This window comes from Flavobacterium columnare NBRC 100251 = ATCC 23463 (genome assembly GCF_002530675.1).
Lineage (GTDB): Bacteria > Bacteroidota > Bacteroidia > Flavobacteriales > Flavobacteriaceae > Flavobacterium > Flavobacterium columnare.
In genome coordinates, this window is record NZ_PCMX01000003.1 from 1 (window position 1) to 19,059 (window position 19,059).

Consider the following 19,059-nt stretch of genomic DNA (forward strand, 5'->3'; position numbering starts at 1 on the left):
TTTGAAAATATTGATTTGAATAATTTTACTCAAACATTAGACCAATTAGTCATAATACACACCTATACGAAAAAAGTAATTCTTAGAGGTCAAATAAACCAACATGGAAAATTTTATCTTTTTACAGGATCTCCTTGGTTTAATTCTGTAAAAGAAGTCGTAGAAAACAATTTAACCCTTCAGGATTTTGCCTTCAATGACCCATTGATTGATCTATTACATGTCTTAAAAAATCAAGAAATTCAAAATCAAGAGTTAAATGAATTGGTTCTTAAAATCAATCAACAACAAAAAATACTTGAAAAAGATAAAGAAGAACTTCAAGTCTTATCCTCTATTGCAAGAGTAAACCTAAATGCTGTTATTATTTGCGATAAAGAAGGTAAAATTGAGTGGGTGAATGAAAGTTTTGAAAAAGTAACGGGTTATAACAATCAAGAAGTAATAGGGAAAAAACCAGGTTCATTTCTTCAAGGCGAAGAAACCAGCAAGGAAACTATAGCCTATCTAAAAAAACAACTCTCACAGGGTGAACCTTTTAATTGCGAAATATTAAATTATACTAAAGATAAAACCAAATACTGGGTTAGAATTCATGGACAAGCATTAAAAAATAACGATGGGCAAATTATTAAATTTTTTGCAATAGAAGAAGATATTAGCAACGAAAAATCATATCAAGAAGCCCTAAAATATGAAAAAGAAAAGTATAGCAGTATCATTGCAAATATGAACCTAGGACTACTTGAAGTAGATAATGACGATGTTATTCTTTTTTCCAATCAGTCATTTCTAGAGATGAGTGGTTATTCTATAAATGAAATAATAGGTAAAAACGCCACCGAATTACTAGCAAATGATACAAGCAAAATGCTATTAGCAGATCAAAATAAAGCAAGAAAAAACGGAGTATCTGATTCTTATGAAGTTTTAGCCAAAACGAAAAATGGAGACGATCGTTATTGGGTAATTAGCGGCGGTCCTAATTACGATGCAAAAGGGAATATAATTGGTTCAATAGGTATTCATTTAGATATTACACAACAAAAAAATCTTGAACTACAAAAAGAACGATTGTTACTCAGGCTCAAAAAACAAAACCAACAACTCAATGACTATGCCCAAATCGTTTCACATGATCTAAAATCGCCTCTTAGAAGTATTCATTCGTTAATTTCTTGGATCAAGGAAGACAATCTAAAAGAATTTAGTGAGCAAACATTGAGTTATCTTGAAATGATTGAAAGCAAAGTTGAAAAAATGGATCATTTGATTCAAGGAATTTTAACCTATTCTAAAATCGATACATTAGAAAGTGTTTACGAAGAAGTTGATACAAACGAAATCGTTCAAAACACAATTCAAATAATTCATATTCCAGAAAATGTTGAAGTTACCGTGGCTACTATTTTACCAATTATTACAGCTGATCGGTATAGGATGCAACAATTATTTCAAAATCTAATTAGTAATGCTGTAACCTATATAGACAAACCTCAAGGAAAAGTAATCGTAGATTATAAAGATACTAATGACAGTCATTTGTTCAGCATAAAAGATAATGGTCCTGGCATAGCCCCTGAAAATCAAGATAAAATTTTTACCATATTTCAATCCTTTACCAAACATGAAAAATCTACAGGAATAGGACTTTCTATAGTAAAAAAAATTATTGAAAACTATAAAGGAGAAATATGGCTTGAAAGTCAAGAAAATATAGGAACCACTTTTTTTATTAAAATACCAAAATCAATACAATGAAAATAGTACAAGCATTTCTAGAAAAAAATCTTGAATGGAACTATGCGTTTTCTAAGCAAGAATTAAAAAATCCTTTCGTTTTGGTTTTTGGTAACAGACAACTATTAGAAGACCCTAGCATTATAGAAAAAATTAGAAAAGAATTTCCTTACGAACATTTCGTTTTTGGGTCTACCTCTGGAGAAATTATTGATACGAACGTAATAAATGACACAGTTCATGTTACCGCCATAGAATTTGAAAAATCTACCTTTGTTATCAAAAATGGCAATATAAAAGATTATCATCTAGATGCTTCCTTATTGGGGGAAAAATTATCTCGGGATATACCTAAAGAAGGTCTAAAACATTTAATCGTAATTTCCGAAGGCAGCTTTGTCAATGGTAGTTCATTAATAGCGGGGATTGAATCAGTAATGTTTAATAACGTGCCTATTTCAGGTGGAATCTGTGGAGATGATGATAAATTTGAAAAAACACTAGCTTCCTATAAAGAAAATCCAAAAGCAGGAGAGGTTATTTTGATTGGGTTATATGGTGAAACACTAGAAATATCAGTAGCTAGTCATGGTGGGTGGCTCACATTTGGTCCTGAACGATTAATTACAAAATCAGAAGCCAATATTTTATACGAAATAGACGATAAACCCGCTCTAGAACTTTATAGAAAATACCTTGGTGAGAAAGCAAACGAACTACCCAAAGCAGCATTATTATATCCATTACATGTAAAAGCTGAAAATAAAGTAAGAGCTGTTGTAAGAACCGTACTAAGTATAGATGAAAATAATAATTCCATGACGCTCGCAGGTGATGTTCCAATCAATTCGAAAGTACAATTAATGATGGCATCGGTAGATGGACTTACAGAAGGTGCTCTAAAAGCAGCTCAAGAAGCAATGCAAAATAGAATAAACAAGCCTGAATTTGCGTTATTAGTTAGTTGTATCGGTAGAAAATTAATAATGGATCAAAGAGTAGAGGAAGAAATTGAAGAAGTAAAAAAAACAATTGGTAATCAAGCAATCATTAGTGGCTTTTATTCCTATGGAGAAATAGCTCCTTTTGGTGGAAAATCTAGCTGTGAGCTACACAATCAAACAATGACTTTAACTTTAATAAGTGAATAATGAATTCTCTACTAAGTAGACAAATAGATAAATATTTAAAGAAAGAAGGTGCCGATTTATTACTAAATCAGGATTTTATTAATGCTATTAATGATTCATACAATAATTATGACGAGCAATTAAAAATGTCTCAAAGAGCTATGAAAATAAGTTCTGATGAACTCTATGAAGCAAATGATAAATTAAGGCTTGAAACAATTAATTTAAAAGAAATCAATAAAAATCTTGAGGAAATTATTAATTCAATGGCTATCAAGTCTACACTAAATGAAATAGAAAATGAGAAAGATCTTGTAGAAAAATTAAAAAAACAAACTATAGAAATTATTTCTATAAACAAACAAAGAGAAACCTTATTAAAAGATTTAGAAGAACAAAATCAAGAGTTAAACGAGTATGCTCATGTAGTTTCACATGACCTAAAAGCCCCTCTACGAAACATACATACATTAGTCAGTTGGTTCATTGAAGACAATAAAGGCAGAATAGGAGATGATTGTTTAAACTCGCTAAATTCAGTATTGCTGAATGTAGAAAAAATGGATCTGTTAATCAAAGGAATTTTAGAATATTCTACTATTGATAAACTAGAAACCAGCGACAGATTAGTCGATTTTAATATACTCTGTGAAGAAGTACTAAAAAGTTTTCATATCCCTTTGAACACTAAAGTGTATATCCCCTCAAATCTTCCTAAAATTTATGGAAATACGATTAGATTTAAGCAAATTTTTCAAAACCTAATAGATAATGCCTTAAATTCAATGGACAAAGAAAAAGGGGTTATTGAAATAGGTTACAAAGATCAAGAAGAAGATTATCTTTTTTACATAAGAGATAATGGAAAAGGAATAAGTTCGAAATATTTTGATAAGATTTTTAATGTCTTTACAAAATTAGAAAATAATAACAATTCATCGGGTATAGGTTTATCTATTGTAAAAAAAATCATACTTTTTTATAGCGGAAAAATTTGGGTAGAAAGCAAAGAAAATGAAGGATCAACATTTTATTTCACTTTATCAAAACAACATGGAACAACCTAACGAAAACTATATCAAACAATTATCAGGAGATAATATTGTATTTAGAGCAAAAATAATTTCTATAATAAAACAAGAATTACCAGAAGAAATCAATAATTATAAAGAAAACATAACCGCTAAAAAATTCCAACAAACAGCTTCTTCTGTACATAAGCTTAAACATAAAATTTCTGTTTTAGGAATGGAAAAAAGTTATTATCTTGCTGAAGAGTTTGAAATAAATTTACTGAAACAATCAACGGATTTACAGCTAGAATTTGAGGCTATTTTAGATGCTATGCAACAATTTGTTGATCAATTGACCTAATGAATGAATTGTATTATTGTAGATGATGAAACTTTAGCAAGAACCATAATTTACCAAATGGTTTCTAATTATTCGGAAATGAATGTCGTTGAAGAGTTTTCTAATGCAATTCAAGCTATGAAATATTTAAATCAAAATTCTGTGGATCTAATATTTCTTGATATTCACATGCCTGATTTTACAGGTTTTGATTTTATACAAACCGTTAAAAATCCTCCTAAAATCATTCTAATTACATCTGACAAAAATTATGCAATAGAAGCTTTTGAATATGACTGTATAGTAGATTATATTGTAAAACCTATTACTCAGGCACGTTTTGATAAAGCCATCCAAAAATTTAAGTCCTCTTTAGTAAGTCACGATAATCAAATATCGCCTATAGAAAATACTAACAAAATTCAAGATCAATCTAATGATTTTTATATAAACATTGATAGACGACTTATAAAAATTAATTTTCAATCTATTAACTTAATAGAAGCAAAAGGAGACTATATTGTTATTAAAACAGAAAGTAAAAATTATACCGTTCACTCAACACTCAAAAAAATTGAAGATAAACTGCCTAATCATTTATTCTTAAAAGTACATCGTTCTTACATAATAAATGTAAAAAAAATTATAGATATTGAGGATAATAGCGTCCTTATAGGAAAAGAAGTAATACCTGTTAGCCGATCCAACAGACCCGAATTAATGAATAGACTTAATCTACTCTAATACTATTATATTCATCTATAGATAATTACATTTTGTCTATACTTTAAATTCAACGATCAAAAATCCAATCAAAACATTAAAAAACTATATAACTTTACTATCAGATTAAAATAGTAAGGTCATGAAAAATAGTGTTTTATCATCAGTAAAATATGGATTAGCAATTATTTTAAACCTTGCTAATCTATCTTCATTTAGTCAAAATCAGCCTTTTAATTGTAATTATAACGCTTATTTGTTTCAAATGAATGACTTATATGCAATAAATCTATCATCAGGAACAGCCACCTTAATAGCAACCGATATTACTCCAGGTACAATTAATGCCGCAGGGTATAACCCTACTGATGGCTATATGTGGGGGTCCTTAAGTACTCCTGCAAATACTATTGTACGGATAGGAGCTGATTTTCAAACCACTTCGTATTATATACCTCAATTACCCACAGGGAGTAGATTTGTTGGAGATATTCGTTCCGATGGCGTGTATTTCTTAAAAATAGGTAGTTTCATTTATCAAATAGATGTTAACCCAAATTCTGCAACCTACGGACAGTATATTACTTCTTATCCACTCAGTACTTCTATAAATGTTTACGATTGGGCCTTTAACGCGGTTGATGGAAACTTATACACTGTAGAAAAAAGTACAAATATTTTATACAGAATTACTCCCTCCACTGGAAGTGTACAAAGTTTAGGAGAAGTACCTATTATAGCAGGGTTAAATTATACCTATGGAGCTGTCTATTTTGATGTAGATGGTAATTTTTATGTTTCATCAAATGATACAGGAACTATTTATATTATTAGAAATGTTCAGAATTTAACAGGTTCAAACATAATCAATTCTAACCTATTTGCTTTTGGACCATCCAGTTCAAGTAACGATGGTGCCCGTTGTCCTACTGCTCCTGTACCGCAAGAAGATTGTTCAAACGGAATTGATGATGATGGTGACGGACTGGTTGATTGTGATGATCCTTCTTGTTCTGGAACGGGATCTTGTGCTGTTGTAGATGAAACTTCAGGAGGTAATAATGGGGGATTAGAAAGTAATAATAGATTGGGAGATGCTATAAATAAACGTAACTATAACCGAGTTAAAACCAATTATACTTTTGATCGTAACAAAGCTTCTAGAATAGAAAAAAACGCACGTTATGCAAGTAGAAATACTCGATTTACTCTTCAATCTTTTATTCCACTACAAGTACTTAACGAAGATTCGGTTATTGAATCTACCCCTTTTGATTTAACTCAAATTACGAACGCAACTGATGTTTATTCTGTAGATTACATCAAAAACAATAAAACTATTGGTAGTATGATTGCCATCAAAACAAACAATGGGGTGTATGAACATACCAAATACATTTGTGACCGATTGTTAGGTGCCGAAATCTTGTCTGTTTCTACTATACAATTAAATGAGCAGAATTTTATACGTTCTATCATAAAAAATACTGATGGAACTATTGAGTACTCAATGAGTTTAGCCGCTAGATTGACTAATAATGAAAATAATTTTTCTATAGATAGCCACTGGAATTTAGATAAATACCAACAAAACACAACGTATTATAATTTTCAAATTTGGACCAATTCATTAGATAATTTATACAAACTAGGTGCTGAGTTAATTTCATTAATAAATAATCAAAAAACCATTACAGAATATAATGTTTCCAATCCGCCAACGGTATTTGTTAAAAAAGGTAAATATTCTAATGGAAAACTATACTTAGATATCATTAATCCGTCTGGCGTACCAACTGTAGATTTTGACGGTGGTAAAAGACTTTCCGAAACCTCAACTTTTGAAAACTTTACCACAAGTATTAATTTAGATAAAAAATTTCTAGTACAACATGATTACCCTATTGGTTCTATATTTGACGTGGGTATGAGAATTGGCAAAAACACAACAGTCCCTGATGACTTGTTTTTATCTGATGGTCCTTGGGGATTAGACAGTTCAGCAAAAGGGACAACTGTTTTGAATTACAAAATTCAACCTAATAACTATAAAGCCTTAACTAATGAATTTCCTGTAGAAAGAAATGTAAGTTTAAGTGCAAAAGTATCTAATTACATAAGTGTTTATCGTGCTTTAACGCCAAGATTTCAGGCAGTTAATTTATCTGATTACAACAGTTTTAAATTTAGAGCGAAAGGTACTGGCAATTTAGAAATCCGTTTCATAAAATCAAGTATATCCAATTGGGAAAATCAACCTTATACAACAGTTAAATTAACAAATAGTTGGAGGGAGTTTAATCTATCTATTTCTTCCTTAATTAATAATTCGGAAACAGTAAAATTAGATGATGTTAAAACAATCGTTTTTATTATGACTACAAACGGCCAAGAGGTTATAAAAGAATTAGCACTAGAAAATATCCGTTTTTCAGAAAATAGAGTTTTAGTTAGCGATGAACCCTTAGACGTAGCCGTTTATCCTAATCCAGTAAATAACGAAGCCACTATTGAATTTATAGCAAATGAAGCTAGTACTATGAAAGTACAAGTTGTAAATCAATTAGGAAAAATTGTAATGCAATTTGACGTGGATACCAACGCAGGATTCAACTCAATCACTTTATCAAAAAGAGACCTGCCAAAAGGAATATACTTTTGTAAAATTGTAGATTCTAACGATCCGTATAAAACGACCAAACTGTTTATTAATTAGTTCTAAAGACCATAAATAATTAAGGGTTGCTCGCTATTTGAGCAACCTTTTTTGATTTAAAGATTTTGCAAATATCCATTTAAATCCCAAACCTATTTCAGTATAAGTAAATCCAGCAGCAGTACTGGAAGCAATATTGCTTTTTAAGCCGTACAAATGTAAGTTTAAACGAGAACTGAATTTATAACCTAGTTTACCTTGTAATCTATACGTAAGTTGATTTTTATTATCTTCTATAAATTGTGTGCCTCCAGCGGCAATGAAATGATAAAAGGTTCCTTTTGATTCTATTGTTTTATCGTCTCTAATTATATCTGCAAAGATTTCATACGCATTAAATTTGGATGGACTAAAATAAAACAACGGTTTTTGATGGCTAAAATCTATGAATTGGTAATTAACCCCTGTTTTAATTATTGGTTTTGATAGTAGAGTATAATATACTGATGTAAATAAAAGATTTCGGTTATTGTCATCGCTTTGTTGAGTCCTAAAATACTGTATAAAACCACCTAAATTAAAATTAGTTGCAATATTATAATTAATATATAAATGGTTATTTATAATTTTTCTATTGAGCAATTCCGTATTAAAATTTTGAATTTCACGCAAATAACCGCCTTCCACTTCTTGAAGTTTAAACGGTTTAGCTTTTACCGAAACTTGTGCTAAAAATTGATTGTAATCTTCTGAAAATGAATTTACAGTTGTTAATCCTCCTAAAAACGTTAAAGTTAATTTAGAAAATAATTCATAATTAACACCTGCAATAAAATCATTAGATTTAGCCAATTGATCACTAATCGTATTTCTAGTTTTTCTATACGTATATTTACCTATCAAAGAAGTTTTTAAATTAATAGGATAAGTAACGGTCGTGGAAGAAGAAACGGCACTATTTTTATTATTATCAAACGAATAACTAATCTTTTCTTCAATAAATGGGCTGAATTTTTCATTTAATTTGTTTAACAAACCATTAGCATCCTTTTGTCCTTCAAAAATAGTTAATGTCTTATTTACAGCGTTGTATGCGTCTTTAATTTGATCATTTGCATAATACGCATTTGCAATTCCTAAATTCCCATCAAAAGAAATCGAATCTTTTGCTAAAAGATTTTTGTATTCTGTAATTGCTTCCAAAAAATCATTTTTATAAATGTTTAACATTGCCTGAAGAGCTATACTCTGTGAACTATTTCGTGTTTTTATATTAAAGTCCTTAATTTCATTTTGGGCTTTTGTAAATTTCTTGTTCCAAATTAATGTTTGAATATATCTTTCTGTAGTTTGATTAACGATCGTCTTGTCCAATGATTGGTTTAATTTTACTTTAGCCATCAAAGCATAACGTAACCCTTTTTTTTCCTTATCATCTAAATGATTTGCTAAGGCTAACCCATTAAGAGATACTATTGAATCATTGAGTGTTTTATTTAATTTAGAATAGGTTCTTTTTGCATTAGTATAATCTTTCTTTATCAATAATAAATTGGCTTTATTAAGAATTGTTTCTGTGTCATCAGGAGTATCTATTAAATTCTCATCTAATAATTTCAAAGCCTCCTCTATTAAATTTTTTTTTGACAATTGGTCTGCATATCCTAATCGTATGTATTTTCTAGAAATAAGTGCATTGGGGTTGTTTTTTGATAGTTCTAATGCTTGATTTACATAGGATAGTGCTTTTTCATATTCACGCAAATTAGAAAGACAATTTGCATATCCTAAAACCGCTGGAAAACTTTTTGAATCTAAAGCTATTAAATTTTCGTAGTATGTTTTTCCCTCTATGAATTGATTATTCCAGAGCATTGATTCAGCATAATTTAACTTAATTTCAAAATCATTAGGGTAGTCATCAAGTAATTTTTTAAACAAAACAATGGCTTCTTCTGGTTTTTTATTCAACCCTATAGCCCTTGCATAACATAAGCGAGCCGTTTTATTTTGAGGATAATCTTGAAGTATGTTTTTAAAAAAGAGTGCTGCTTTTTCAAATTCTCCCGTTTCAAGATAATTAAAACCCGATACCATTTCTTGAGAAAAACAATTACAGGTAAAAATTAAAATACTGATATACTTTATAACATTTAGCATGGATAGAATGTATTATATGACTAAGTTAATCATAATTCATCGTATTTTAAACTAAAGGAAAACGTTATTCGTCGAAAAAGAGTTCTTTTATTTTTTTCTATTTAGAAATTTGTATGAGAACCAGAGTATTAACTTTAAAACCATTAGTTATGTCACTTAAAATAACTTGTAATTCAGAAATTTATGAAATAAATGGAAATATGGGAGCACAAAATATAAACTCTGTCGTTAATTATTTCCATTCATTAATAAATACCCATCCTAAAAGAATTCAAATTTTATTTGAAAAAGATCAAGAAATTGATCGAATATGTGTAAGGGCTTTGTATTTATTATACAAAAAGGCTGTTTCGGAACATGTTGTTTTTCAGATATTTTCGAAAAGTAAAAAAATCGAAAAAATGTTTAAAGATGAAAAAAGTAATCATATTTTAAGAAAAGTAAACCTGTGAAATCATACATAATGAGGGTATTATCCTTAAATAAATCCATTTTCTCATCACTCACATTAAGTAAGGACAGGTACTTTATGTTTGTGATGCTGATTGTAAATTTAGGAAACTACTTATACAACTTGGTTTTGGGAAGAATTTTGGGGCCTCAAATTTTTGCTGATACAGCCATTTTAATTACGCTTTTATTAGTTCTATCATTTTTAGGTATGACTTTTCAAATAGCTACAACTAAGTTTACGGTTACCTTACAAGAAGACGAACGCAAAACGTTGATTGTATTTTTTAATAAAATTGCAATTGCTTTAGGACTTATAATAGGTTCTGTATTTTTCCTTTTTTCAGAAAATTTTCAGAAAATATTTCAGACTCAAACCAATACAATGTTTGCAATCTTTGGTTGTGCCATTCCATTTTATTTTTTAATGAGTATAAAGCGCGGAATAGAACAAGGTAAAAGTTATTTTTATAATCTATCGAAATCCTATTTGTATGAAATGTTAAGTAGGTTAATCGTTACTTATGTATTGCTATTTGTATTTCCAAAATCAGCTGTATCCAACATGGTGGCATCAGGTATTTTCATATCCATAATTTGTGGTTTATTTCCTTACAAAAAAATTGAATTACAAAATTATTTTCACAACACTAAAACCTCCAATTGGATTAAGGAAGTAAGGTTGTTTTTTTTAATAACCGCTTTTTATGAATTTACTCAAATTATTATTAATAATAGTGACATTATTTTGGTTAAACATTATTTCCCAAATTATGAAGCTGGTTTATATTCATCTATTGCTCTAATAGGAAGAGTCATTTATTTTGTTTCTTGGATGTTTATAATGTTATTATTACCCAAGGTTATATTATTAAAAAAACAAGGAGAAGAAACAAAGAGCATATTGTTTAATTATGTTTTTTATATCGTTGTATTATCATTTGTTATAATCGTTTTTTCGGCTCTTTTTTCAAAAGAAATTTTATTAATAATGTTTGGTCAAAAATATTTAGTAATCGCTTCCATTCTGTGGAAATATGCTTTAGCAACTACAATTTTTGTTATTGCCAACCTTTTAACCTATTACTATCTATCTATCAATAATTATACACCTGTTTTTATTTCAGCCCTTTTTGGATGTATTCAAGTAGTATTAATTACCCTTTACCATGAATCTTTAAATCAGGTTGTTCATGTTCAGATTCTTACCATGCTTTTTTTACTTTTGTTTCAGGTAATTTATTCCTTAGTTCATGTTAGATTTAAAACCATTAAAATAAGTAATCTGTAGATATACCCAAACAACTATAAACTAAAGTAAAACAAACTATGAAACTAGCAGTTATAACATCATTTCCTCCTAGCAAGGTTACGCTTAACGAATATGGATATCATCTAGTAAAAAATTTTGTTCAAAAAGATGAAGTTTCTGAACTAATTTTAATGTGTGACAAAACACCAGAGAACAAACAACTTGATTTTGAAAATAGTCAAAAAATTCAAGTAAATGAATGTTGGTCCTTTAATAGTTACAAAATTATTTTTACTATTTGTAAAGCTGTCATAAACACTAAACCTGATGCTGTTTTGTTTAACTTGCAATTTGTAAAGTTTGGCGATAAAAAAATACCCGCTGCATTAGGCCTTTTATTACCCTTTATTTTACGGTTATTAGGATTTAAAACCATGGTTCTAATGCACAATATACTTGAACAAGTTGACTTAAATACTGCTGGTTTCACAAAAAATAAATTAATGCAAAATATTTATAATGGCATAGGAACTAGTCTAACTTATTTTATCTTAAAAGCCAATAAAGTTTCTGTTACCATAAGTAAATATGTTGAAATTTTAAAATTAAAATATAAAGTAAACAACGTGGTTTTAATTCCCCATGGTTCTTTTGAAACAGTTTCTCAACCCAATTTTGATTTACCTGCGGGTCCCAAAAAAGTAATGGCATTTGGAAAATTTGGAACGTATAAAAAAGTAGAAATTTTAATTGACGCGGTACAAGAAATTAGAAAACAATATACGGATCCTATAGAAATAGTGATTGCTGGTACTGATAGTCCAAATACTCTAGGATATCTAGAAGGTGTTCAAAAAAAATATACGAACGTAGACGGATTATTTTTTACGGGATATGTTGAAGAAAAAGATGTAGAAAAAATTTTTACAGAAAGTACTGTAGTGGTCTTTCCATATACCTCTACTACTGGTAGTTCTGGAGTACTTCATCAAGCAGGAAGTTATGGAAAAGCGGTTGTAATGCCTAATCTAGGCGATTTGGCTCTACTTGTAGAAGAAGAAGGATATAAAGGAGAGTTTTTTGATTCAGAATCTGTTGAATCTTTAGCCGCAGCCATTCATAAAATTTTACAAAATGATAATTATAGAAGAGAATTAGCATATAATAATTATACAGTAGCTAGTGCTTTAACAATGAATAAAATAGCTGATCAATATCTATATGAAATTAATCAATTGATACATGGTAATAACGCTTTAATATAAGGTTTTTAGAACTCATTATGTACCCCAGATTACGCATTAAATTTAGTACAGATAAAAATGACTTCGAATCTAAAAAGGATCCCTTTTTTTGTTCTCAAAGATAGATAGGAAAACTACAACTGTGGTAAAAAATTTCTGTTCCTTTTTAACTTCTTTGCCCTTTTTCATCTTCATCACAAAGGCTAACGCATAATCTGGGTTTAATCAGGTATTATCCCAAATGCTAAAATAAGATAGAAGTTTTTATATCTATTATTTGAGAGATTCGGAAATTTTAATTTAAATAAATATGAGCGAAAATAAACTGACAAAACAAATCCACCTATCTTTATTTTTAATAAATTTCAAAAAATATTAATGTGATATAAATAAAAAAGCTGGTTTCTTATTTCCATTCTTATCAAGAAAACCAAAGTTTTTTTGTTTGTTTTTTATCCAAAATTTATTTCCAAAAATGTTGTCTGGCACAGTAGGAAAATCATAAAGAGTCCAAGAGACGAATGAAATATCATGATTTTTAAAATATTCTTGCATTACTTTATGATATACTGCTTGATTTTTTTTAGAATTTCCAAACCAGTTCCAGAAGTTTTTATTTGAAGATAACCCAAATTCCCCCACTATCACGGGTTTTTTGGTTGTTTTTACTAGTTCATTATAAACTTTTAAAAAGTCATTAGTTTCTTCATAATAATGAAAAGAAATAAAATCTACTTTATCTTTAAGTATTTCTGCTGATTCTTTATTAGAATAGCCAATTGTTATCAAATGTTTTCGATCTATCTCTTTGATATAATCAATCATATTTTCGAGCCAAGGAATGACATTTTGTTTTTTTCTTCTTTCAAAATCCAAATTAGGCTCATTCTTTATATCCCAAGCTAAGATATTATCTAATTCACTACAAGCAGTTATTATTTTTTCGGCATGACGGTGTGTTAGTGTCCAACTTTCAATAGAATAATCACTATAAAAATCAAATAAAGTAACAATAACAAATAAATTGTTGTCCTTGGCAATTTTTATAGTTTGAATTAATTTTTGTAGTCTATCTTTTTTAATTTCTGCTTTTCCAAAATCTTCATACGGAACAAAAATTCTGATTGTATTTAAGTTCGCTTTTTTAATAATTTTAAAATCTTTTTTGATCACTGTAGAATCATATTTTTTTCCGTACACATCCCACGGTGAATCTTTAGGATAATAATTTATCCCTTTTATTTTAAAAGGAATTCCTGATTTGTGAATTTTTTGATTTTGAATAGTAAAAATTCCTGGTTCTTTTAGGCTTTTCTTTTCTGGTTCTTTTGTCATTTTCACAATATGTCGTACGCGCCAATAGCCATCCTCTAATAGTAAAATTACCTTATATAAGGAGGTGTCTTTAACAGAAGCAATAAATTTTTTGTTTTGGTAAACATTTTGAAACTCCACAACATTTTTATCTGTTATGACAACTTGCTGCCCATCTTCACTATAGAATTCTAATTTTAAAGTATGTTTTAAAGTAGTGTTATCTACGGTAATTTTTTGTTTTTTATTCTGATTTACTACTTTAAGTAATTGATTATAGCTATTTTGAGTAAAATAATCTGCTAAACCTGAATATCTGTTTTTATTTAGCGCATTATTTCTAATATACCATGAAAATAAATACTGTTTTTCTATGGTTTTTAATGTTTGAGGTTCTATTTCTCTACCCTCATTTTTGCTTTTTTCCCATTCAATTTTTGGAAGATACGTGTTTATAGGTTCTTTATCTAAATGTAGTATCGTAGCTCTATCTGCGCCAGAATTCATAAAAGCAATGATAGAACTTAGTCCGTATACCAGTAATAAATTGATCAAAATAAAAGAGCTTATTAAAATGAAACGATAACTGTTTTTGTTATTTATTATTGTCATATAAGATTTTTTGTGTTTTTATAGTCTTTCCTAAAACTGATATCTCAAATGAATATGTATCTGCTCTAAATTCTTCTTTTTGGAAATTAAAATTAACAATCCCTTTCATGGTATTTTCTTTCATTTCTGCAATAAGTTTGTTTTTTCTATATACTTTGGTAATAACAGCAATTCCATCAGGTGTTAATTGCCCCATATAACTCTTTATAGGCCCTATTTTCAAATGTCTATTACCAATAAATTGATATGGAATTTTAGTCGTAACCTCTTTATAATTTATACTTATAACATTGCTCTCTGCCATACCATTTACAAATGCTTTTATTGTATATTTTTCTTTATGATCAGGATGCAAAATTTGTGCATTGGCTACACCTTCTAAAGTAGTACCTTGGGTAGTTAACTGACTTCCTTTTGAATTTGTTATTAAAAAATTAACTTGGGTTGCGTCACTTATAATATTTCCAAACTTATCTTTTATCGTATTAGTAAATAACTTAGTTATCTGATTTCCATCGGCAAATAAATGTGGTCTGGTATAATCAATACTAAAATTAGTTGGAATATTTGGATAAATTAAAGCCTCAAATTCTTTTGTAGCGGAAGTCTTAACTACAGCAGATAAAAATATTTTACCTGATTTTGTTGGTGCAAATATATTTTTCCAAGCAATCAAATTTTTTGTCAAAATTATATTACTCTGAATGTTATCAAAAAAATGCTCTTTGTAATCTACAATTGTATTAGTGGGCATAGGGTTATCATAAATATCTGAAGGTATCGTAACAAACATTACAAAATGAGGCGGTCCAGCCAAAGTACTTGGAGGGCCCAAATAAGCTTCTAAAGGTTTTCGGGAAATGAAAGTAGGACAAATTTCTGTGCTTCCTTTTAGTACAATTGTTTCTTTGTGTATAAGAAACCATGAAATAGTTCCCGTTTTTTTTGTATAAATTGGAGGTATTTCAAAAGTAAGTAAATGGCCTTTTCTTTTTCCTGACACAATTGTTTTACCGTATGAATGGTTAATAAAAAGTAAACTGTTATCAGGTGCTATAAATTGAAACGAAATATTCTTTCCTGCTTCACTTTTAAATATCCGATTCAGTAGTTTATAATTTTTAGACGTATTGTAATTGTACAGACTCGTAAACCCGCAAAACAGGATAAAACCAATTGTAATAAGTATGAATGCTTTTTGTTTCATAACCTTGGATTACCAATAAAATTATTAAAATTTATTTTAATAAATGAAAATCCCTTTCCTTCTATTTCTTGTAATTGATTTAATTCGTTTCCGTTATTTTTTTCAAAAACAGATCGGGCGATTGACTCATTTGAAATACCATTTATAAAGCAATTTTTAATACTTGAATTAATAATTTTTAAATTATTCAAATCCAATAATGTATAATCAAAATCTTGTTTTCTTTGAATTCGTATCCCTTCATTTATAAAATAATGATCTACATAAATCAATTCTTTTTTAGCATTATAATAGGATACAATTAATTCAGATATTGTTACTTCTTGTGTTCCAAAATTAAAAAGGCTTCCTTTTAATTTACCTTCTTTAAAATTTAATTCATTTAAAGATACAGAATTGTATAAATCAGTCGTTACTACATTCCCTTCTCCATGTAAGTTAAAACGAACTGGTTTTGATTTAAAAAATTTCGGTGAAAACTCATCAGGATTAAAATTCGTAGGTTTTATATCACTATTTTTTAACCAAGCAATCTCTTCAAATTCTATCTTAAAAGGAGTTGTTTCTTTGGGATTTAATTTATGTTTTATCGTGTATTTCGAATTAAAAGAGGCTACCATTGTATTATCACGATCATACAAATCTGCTTTTAAAATAACATCGGCTGGAACGTTATCAATGTTTTGAAGTGTTCCAATAATTTCAAATCTATTATTCTTTTCTACAAGTGAAGCTGAAATAATTTCTAAATCAGGTTGTCTCAATACATCTTCGTGATATGTTTGTTGGGTTGTAATTCTTCTTCTTCCTTGTTTATAAAATTCCGTTTGGTTATTACTTAAGAGTTCATCAGGAGGAATATCTATATCTTTTTTTTCAGGTATTATATACCATTTCCCATTTTTTTTGTTTACAAAATGTGTAAATGTCTTATAGATCATTTTTAATGGAGTAACCCATTTTGTATCTGCAATAACTTTTGCATTTTTAGATCCAATGAATACTATTTTAACAGCAATAGAATCCAGTTTTGCATACGAATTTATGATTCCGTCTCTTACAGAAATTTCAAGCATAAATTGCGAAAAAGGATACTCTTTTATAGGAAGTGTTAATTTATAGGCTCCTCTAAAGTCTTTATGATCTAAATCATTATAGTAAGATTTCACTACATTTTCAGGGGTAAGCTGTTTATCTACATCTCTATAAAATAAATATAAGCTAACTATAACAATACAAGAAAGTAAAATTCCCCAATAATGTAGTACTTTAATTAGTTTTTGATTAAATGTATTATAAGATAATCCATGTTCTTTAAAATTTGTAAGGTTTTTATTATTGGTTTTTAATGCTTGTACCCAAATCATCTGTATGTTAAGTACAAAGGCAATAATAATAGTAAAAAGGGGAATAATACCCCACATTAATTTTAAATAATTTGGGATATCGTCCTTGGGTAAAATTTTTGACAAAGGCTTTACACTAATTTTTTCCCAAACCATAATACCGTTTTCTAACAAACCTATCCTATGCCAACCACAGTAATAAAGGATAGGATCATAGAATTTGTCATTTGAAAAAATGTATTTCAAATTATATTTTTCTGGAACCGTAAGAAATTGTTGTAAAGAGCCTATCCCCTCCAACCCTCTGAATTTACAATTTTCTAGGCGTTCCACGGCTCTAGAAGTTAGTTCTGGAAGTCGTCTTGCTGAATGATAATTCCCATCTACTGTCATAGCTTTTGTTAGAGTAGATAAATAAGCCATTTGATCACCAAAACCTAAGGGTAAAAAACGCCATTGGTCGTGTTGATCCTGATTTAAAAAATTAACAATGGGCTGCATGTCAATCTTTTTGGGTTGTAAGGGTCTACAATAAGTTAACGTAATGGTAAAAATGGCTAAGAATATCATTCCTCCAGCATATAATCCTATTATAAATTTATGATATATACTCCCGTATTTGTTTTGTATGGCTTTTTTTAAATCCCCTTCAATTAATCTGTACACAAATTCACCAAACATAGGTAAAGACATAATACTTGCCCAAAATGTAAAACGGTCTAATGTTAAAATATTAAACGCATTAGAACCTAAAATTTTAATTGGCAATGGAGTAGTGCCTCCTGTTCCTAATAAAGTTAGCATAGCTAAGGATAAACCGAAGAAAATATAACGCTTTGAATAAAATCTATAAAAAACATAAGGCAATACAAATAGTAATATCCCCCAAGGAATTACAAAAAACACTAATCCTGATGAAGTTACTTCAATAAAATTATCCCTACTCCCGTGAGGAATTGGAACTTGAGTTATAGGATTTTTTTTAGAATTGATCCAATAAGGTAAAATACAAACAACAATTAGAACAATAACACTAAAACCAAATACAATAATTCTTTTTAAAAGTTTAACTAATGTTTTAAGAAAAAGCTGAATTTTAACTTCTTCGAACGAATGGGTTGATTCACGTGCTTTATCAATAATAGCCATACCTATTAAAGGGGCAATAAAAAAAACCATTCCAAATATAGGAGTGACATGATGAGAACAAACCGTTACAGCAAGCAATGATAAAGCATTAAAATAATGCTTGATATATCCTTTTCTGATAAATAAATAAATTTCAGGTAAGGAATGCATTAAAATTGAAATGCCAATTATGCTGGGTAGTTGACCGAAAATATGCAGAGCTTCTACAAACGAAGAAGAAACTACTGAAATTATTGACGCATATCCAGCTACCAACCTATCATTAGAAAGAAGTAAAGAAAATCTATAAATACCTGTAATAAATAATATTACTCCTATAATAGCAATTAAGAATAAACTAAATTTTATCCCTGCTACATAAGAAAGTAACCCTATACACTGGTGTACCAATGGAGGATAACTCATTACGTTAAAACCTGTATACCAACTGTAATCCCAAGGTTCAAACCAATTTTGAGCATAATGATTACCAAAAAAAAGATGAATTAGTGCATCATACGTATTTTCTAAGGTAAAAAATATCGCGCTACCATGAAAAATGACCCCAATTAATAGAGCTGAAATAAGATATTTATTTGACGGTTCTCTCACATTGTTAGTAATAAAACTTATATTGTAAATGTAATTGCAAAAATTAATTTTTAGAAATATTGCATCGTTATAAATTAACCATTCGTCGAAACAAATATTTGTGTTTGTCTAAAATACTAAAAAGGAAGATTG

General features: G+C 28.9%; 13 protein-coding genes. 9 read left to right on the forward strand and 4 right to left on the reverse strand.

Going from position 1 to position 19,059, the window contains the following annotated elements:
• The 6 genes from B0A78_RS00600 to B0A78_RS00625 all read left to right on the forward strand — a co-directional run.
• On the forward strand, positions 1–1,761 hold a 1,761-nt coding region (locus B0A78_RS00600; protein WP_133065774.1), incomplete at its 5' end, for a sensor histidine kinase.
• The gene (locus B0A78_RS00605) at positions 1,758–2,891 is read left to right on the forward strand and encodes an FIST signal transduction protein (protein WP_014165764.1); all 1,134 of its coding nucleotides are present in this window, start codon (positions 1,758–1,760) and stop codon (positions 2,889–2,891) included. The genes B0A78_RS00600 and B0A78_RS00605, both read left to right, overlap by 4 nt.
• Positions 2,891–3,937: a sensor histidine kinase gene (locus B0A78_RS00610; RefSeq protein ID WP_014165765.1), complete on the forward strand. Its 1,047-nt coding sequence runs from the start codon at positions 2,891–2,893 to the stop codon at positions 3,935–3,937. The genes B0A78_RS00605 and B0A78_RS00610 overlap by 1 nt, the downstream gene beginning before the upstream one ends.
• Positions 3,924–4,244 (forward strand): Hpt domain-containing protein, encoded by a 321-nt coding sequence (locus B0A78_RS00615; RefSeq protein WP_014165766.1) that lies wholly within the window; start codon positions 3,924–3,926, stop codon positions 4,242–4,244. Before B0A78_RS00610 ends, B0A78_RS00615 begins: the two co-directional genes overlap by 14 nt.
• 3 nt (positions 4,245–4,247) lie before the next feature.
• On the forward strand, positions 4,248–4,967 hold the full coding sequence (locus tag B0A78_RS00620; RefSeq protein WP_065213877.1) for a LytR/AlgR family response regulator transcription factor: 720 nt from the start codon (positions 4,248–4,250) through the stop codon (positions 4,965–4,967).
• A gap of 121 nt (positions 4,968–5,088) precedes the next feature.
• Positions 5,089–7,662: a T9SS type A sorting domain-containing protein gene (locus tag B0A78_RS00625; RefSeq protein ID WP_077225534.1), complete on the forward strand. Its 2,574-nt coding sequence runs from the start codon at positions 5,089–5,091 to the stop codon at positions 7,660–7,662.
• 33 nt (positions 7,663–7,695) lie between these two features.
• Here the strand turns inward: B0A78_RS00625 and B0A78_RS00630 are convergent, their stop codons facing one another.
• Entirely contained in the window at positions 7,696–9,699 is a 2,004-nt protein-coding gene (locus B0A78_RS00630; RefSeq protein ID WP_065213879.1) for a tetratricopeptide repeat protein, read from the reverse strand.
• Between the two features lie 212 nt (positions 9,700–9,911).
• On the opposite strand from B0A78_RS00630, the gene B0A78_RS00635 reads away from it, so the two are divergent.
• From B0A78_RS00635 to B0A78_RS00645, 3 genes are all read left to right on the forward strand, one after another.
• Positions 9,912–10,214: a hypothetical protein gene (locus B0A78_RS00635; RefSeq protein ID WP_123907253.1), complete on the forward strand. Its 303-nt coding sequence runs from the start codon at positions 9,912–9,914 to the stop codon at positions 10,212–10,214.
• Between the two features lie 128 nt (positions 10,215–10,342).
• Positions 10,343–11,503, forward strand: a complete 1,161-nt coding sequence (locus B0A78_RS00640; RefSeq protein ID WP_307725305.1) for a sugar isomerase — start codon at positions 10,343–10,345, stop codon at positions 11,501–11,503.
• 38 nt (positions 11,504–11,541) lie between these two features.
• Positions 11,542–12,729 (forward strand): glycosyltransferase, encoded by a 1,188-nt coding sequence (locus B0A78_RS00645; RefSeq protein ID WP_065213881.1) that lies wholly within the window; start codon positions 11,542–11,544, stop codon positions 12,727–12,729.
• A 354-nt stretch (positions 12,730–13,083) separates the two neighbouring features.
• Here the strand turns inward: B0A78_RS00645 and B0A78_RS00650 are convergent, their stop codons facing one another.
• Genes B0A78_RS00650 through B0A78_RS00660 form a run of 3 tightly spaced genes read right to left on the reverse strand, consistent with a single transcriptional unit; the run spans position 13,084 to position 18,927 of the window.
• Positions 13,084–14,634: a glycosyl hydrolase gene (locus B0A78_RS00650; RefSeq protein ID WP_065213882.1), complete on the reverse strand. Its 1,551-nt coding sequence runs from the start codon at positions 14,632–14,634 to the stop codon at positions 13,084–13,086.
• Positions 14,618–15,841, reverse strand: coding sequence for a hypothetical protein (locus tag B0A78_RS00655; protein WP_077225538.1), 1,224 nt, complete (start codon positions 15,839–15,841; stop codon positions 14,618–14,620). The genes B0A78_RS00650 and B0A78_RS00655 overlap by 17 nt, the downstream gene beginning before the upstream one ends.
• Positions 15,838–18,927, reverse strand: a complete 3,090-nt coding sequence (locus B0A78_RS00660; RefSeq protein ID WP_097609290.1) for a hypothetical protein — start codon at positions 18,925–18,927, stop codon at positions 15,838–15,840. Before B0A78_RS00660 ends, B0A78_RS00655 begins: the two co-directional genes overlap by 4 nt.
• Positions 18,928–19,059 lie beyond the last annotated feature (132 nt).

What these genes read in the sequence shown, in the direction of transcription:
- B0A78_RS00605 (WP_014165764.1), top strand. Translation starts at nt 1,758, where the DNA reads ATGAAAATAGTACAAGCATTTCTAGAAAAAAATCTTGAATGGAACTAT.
- B0A78_RS00610 (WP_014165765.1), top strand. Translation starts at nt 2,891, where the DNA reads ATGAATTCTCTACTAAGTAGACAAATAGATAAATATTTAAAGAAAGAA.
- B0A78_RS00615 (WP_014165766.1), top strand. Translation starts at nt 3,924, where the DNA reads ATGGAACAACCTAACGAAAACTATATCAAACAATTATCAGGAGATAAT.
- B0A78_RS00620 (WP_065213877.1), top strand. Translation starts at nt 4,248, where the DNA reads ATGAATTGTATTATTGTAGATGATGAAACTTTAGCAAGAACCATAATT.
- B0A78_RS00625 (WP_077225534.1), top strand. Translation starts at nt 5,089, where the DNA reads ATGAAAAATAGTGTTTTATCATCAGTAAAATATGGATTAGCAATTATT.
- B0A78_RS00630 (WP_065213879.1), bottom strand. Translation starts at nt 9,699, where the DNA reads ATGGTATCGGGTTTTAATTATCTTGAAACGGGAGAATTTGAAAAAGCA.
- B0A78_RS00635 (WP_123907253.1), top strand. Translation starts at nt 9,912, where the DNA reads ATGTCACTTAAAATAACTTGTAATTCAGAAATTTATGAAATAAATGGA.
- B0A78_RS00645 (WP_065213881.1), top strand. Translation starts at nt 11,542, where the DNA reads ATGAAACTAGCAGTTATAACATCATTTCCTCCTAGCAAGGTTACGCTT.
- B0A78_RS00650 (WP_065213882.1), bottom strand. Translation starts at nt 14,634, where the DNA reads ATGACAATAATAAATAACAAAAACAGTTATCGTTTCATTTTAATAAGC.
- B0A78_RS00655 (WP_077225538.1), bottom strand. Translation starts at nt 15,841, where the DNA reads ATGAAACAAAAAGCATTCATACTTATTACAATTGGTTTTATCCTGTTT.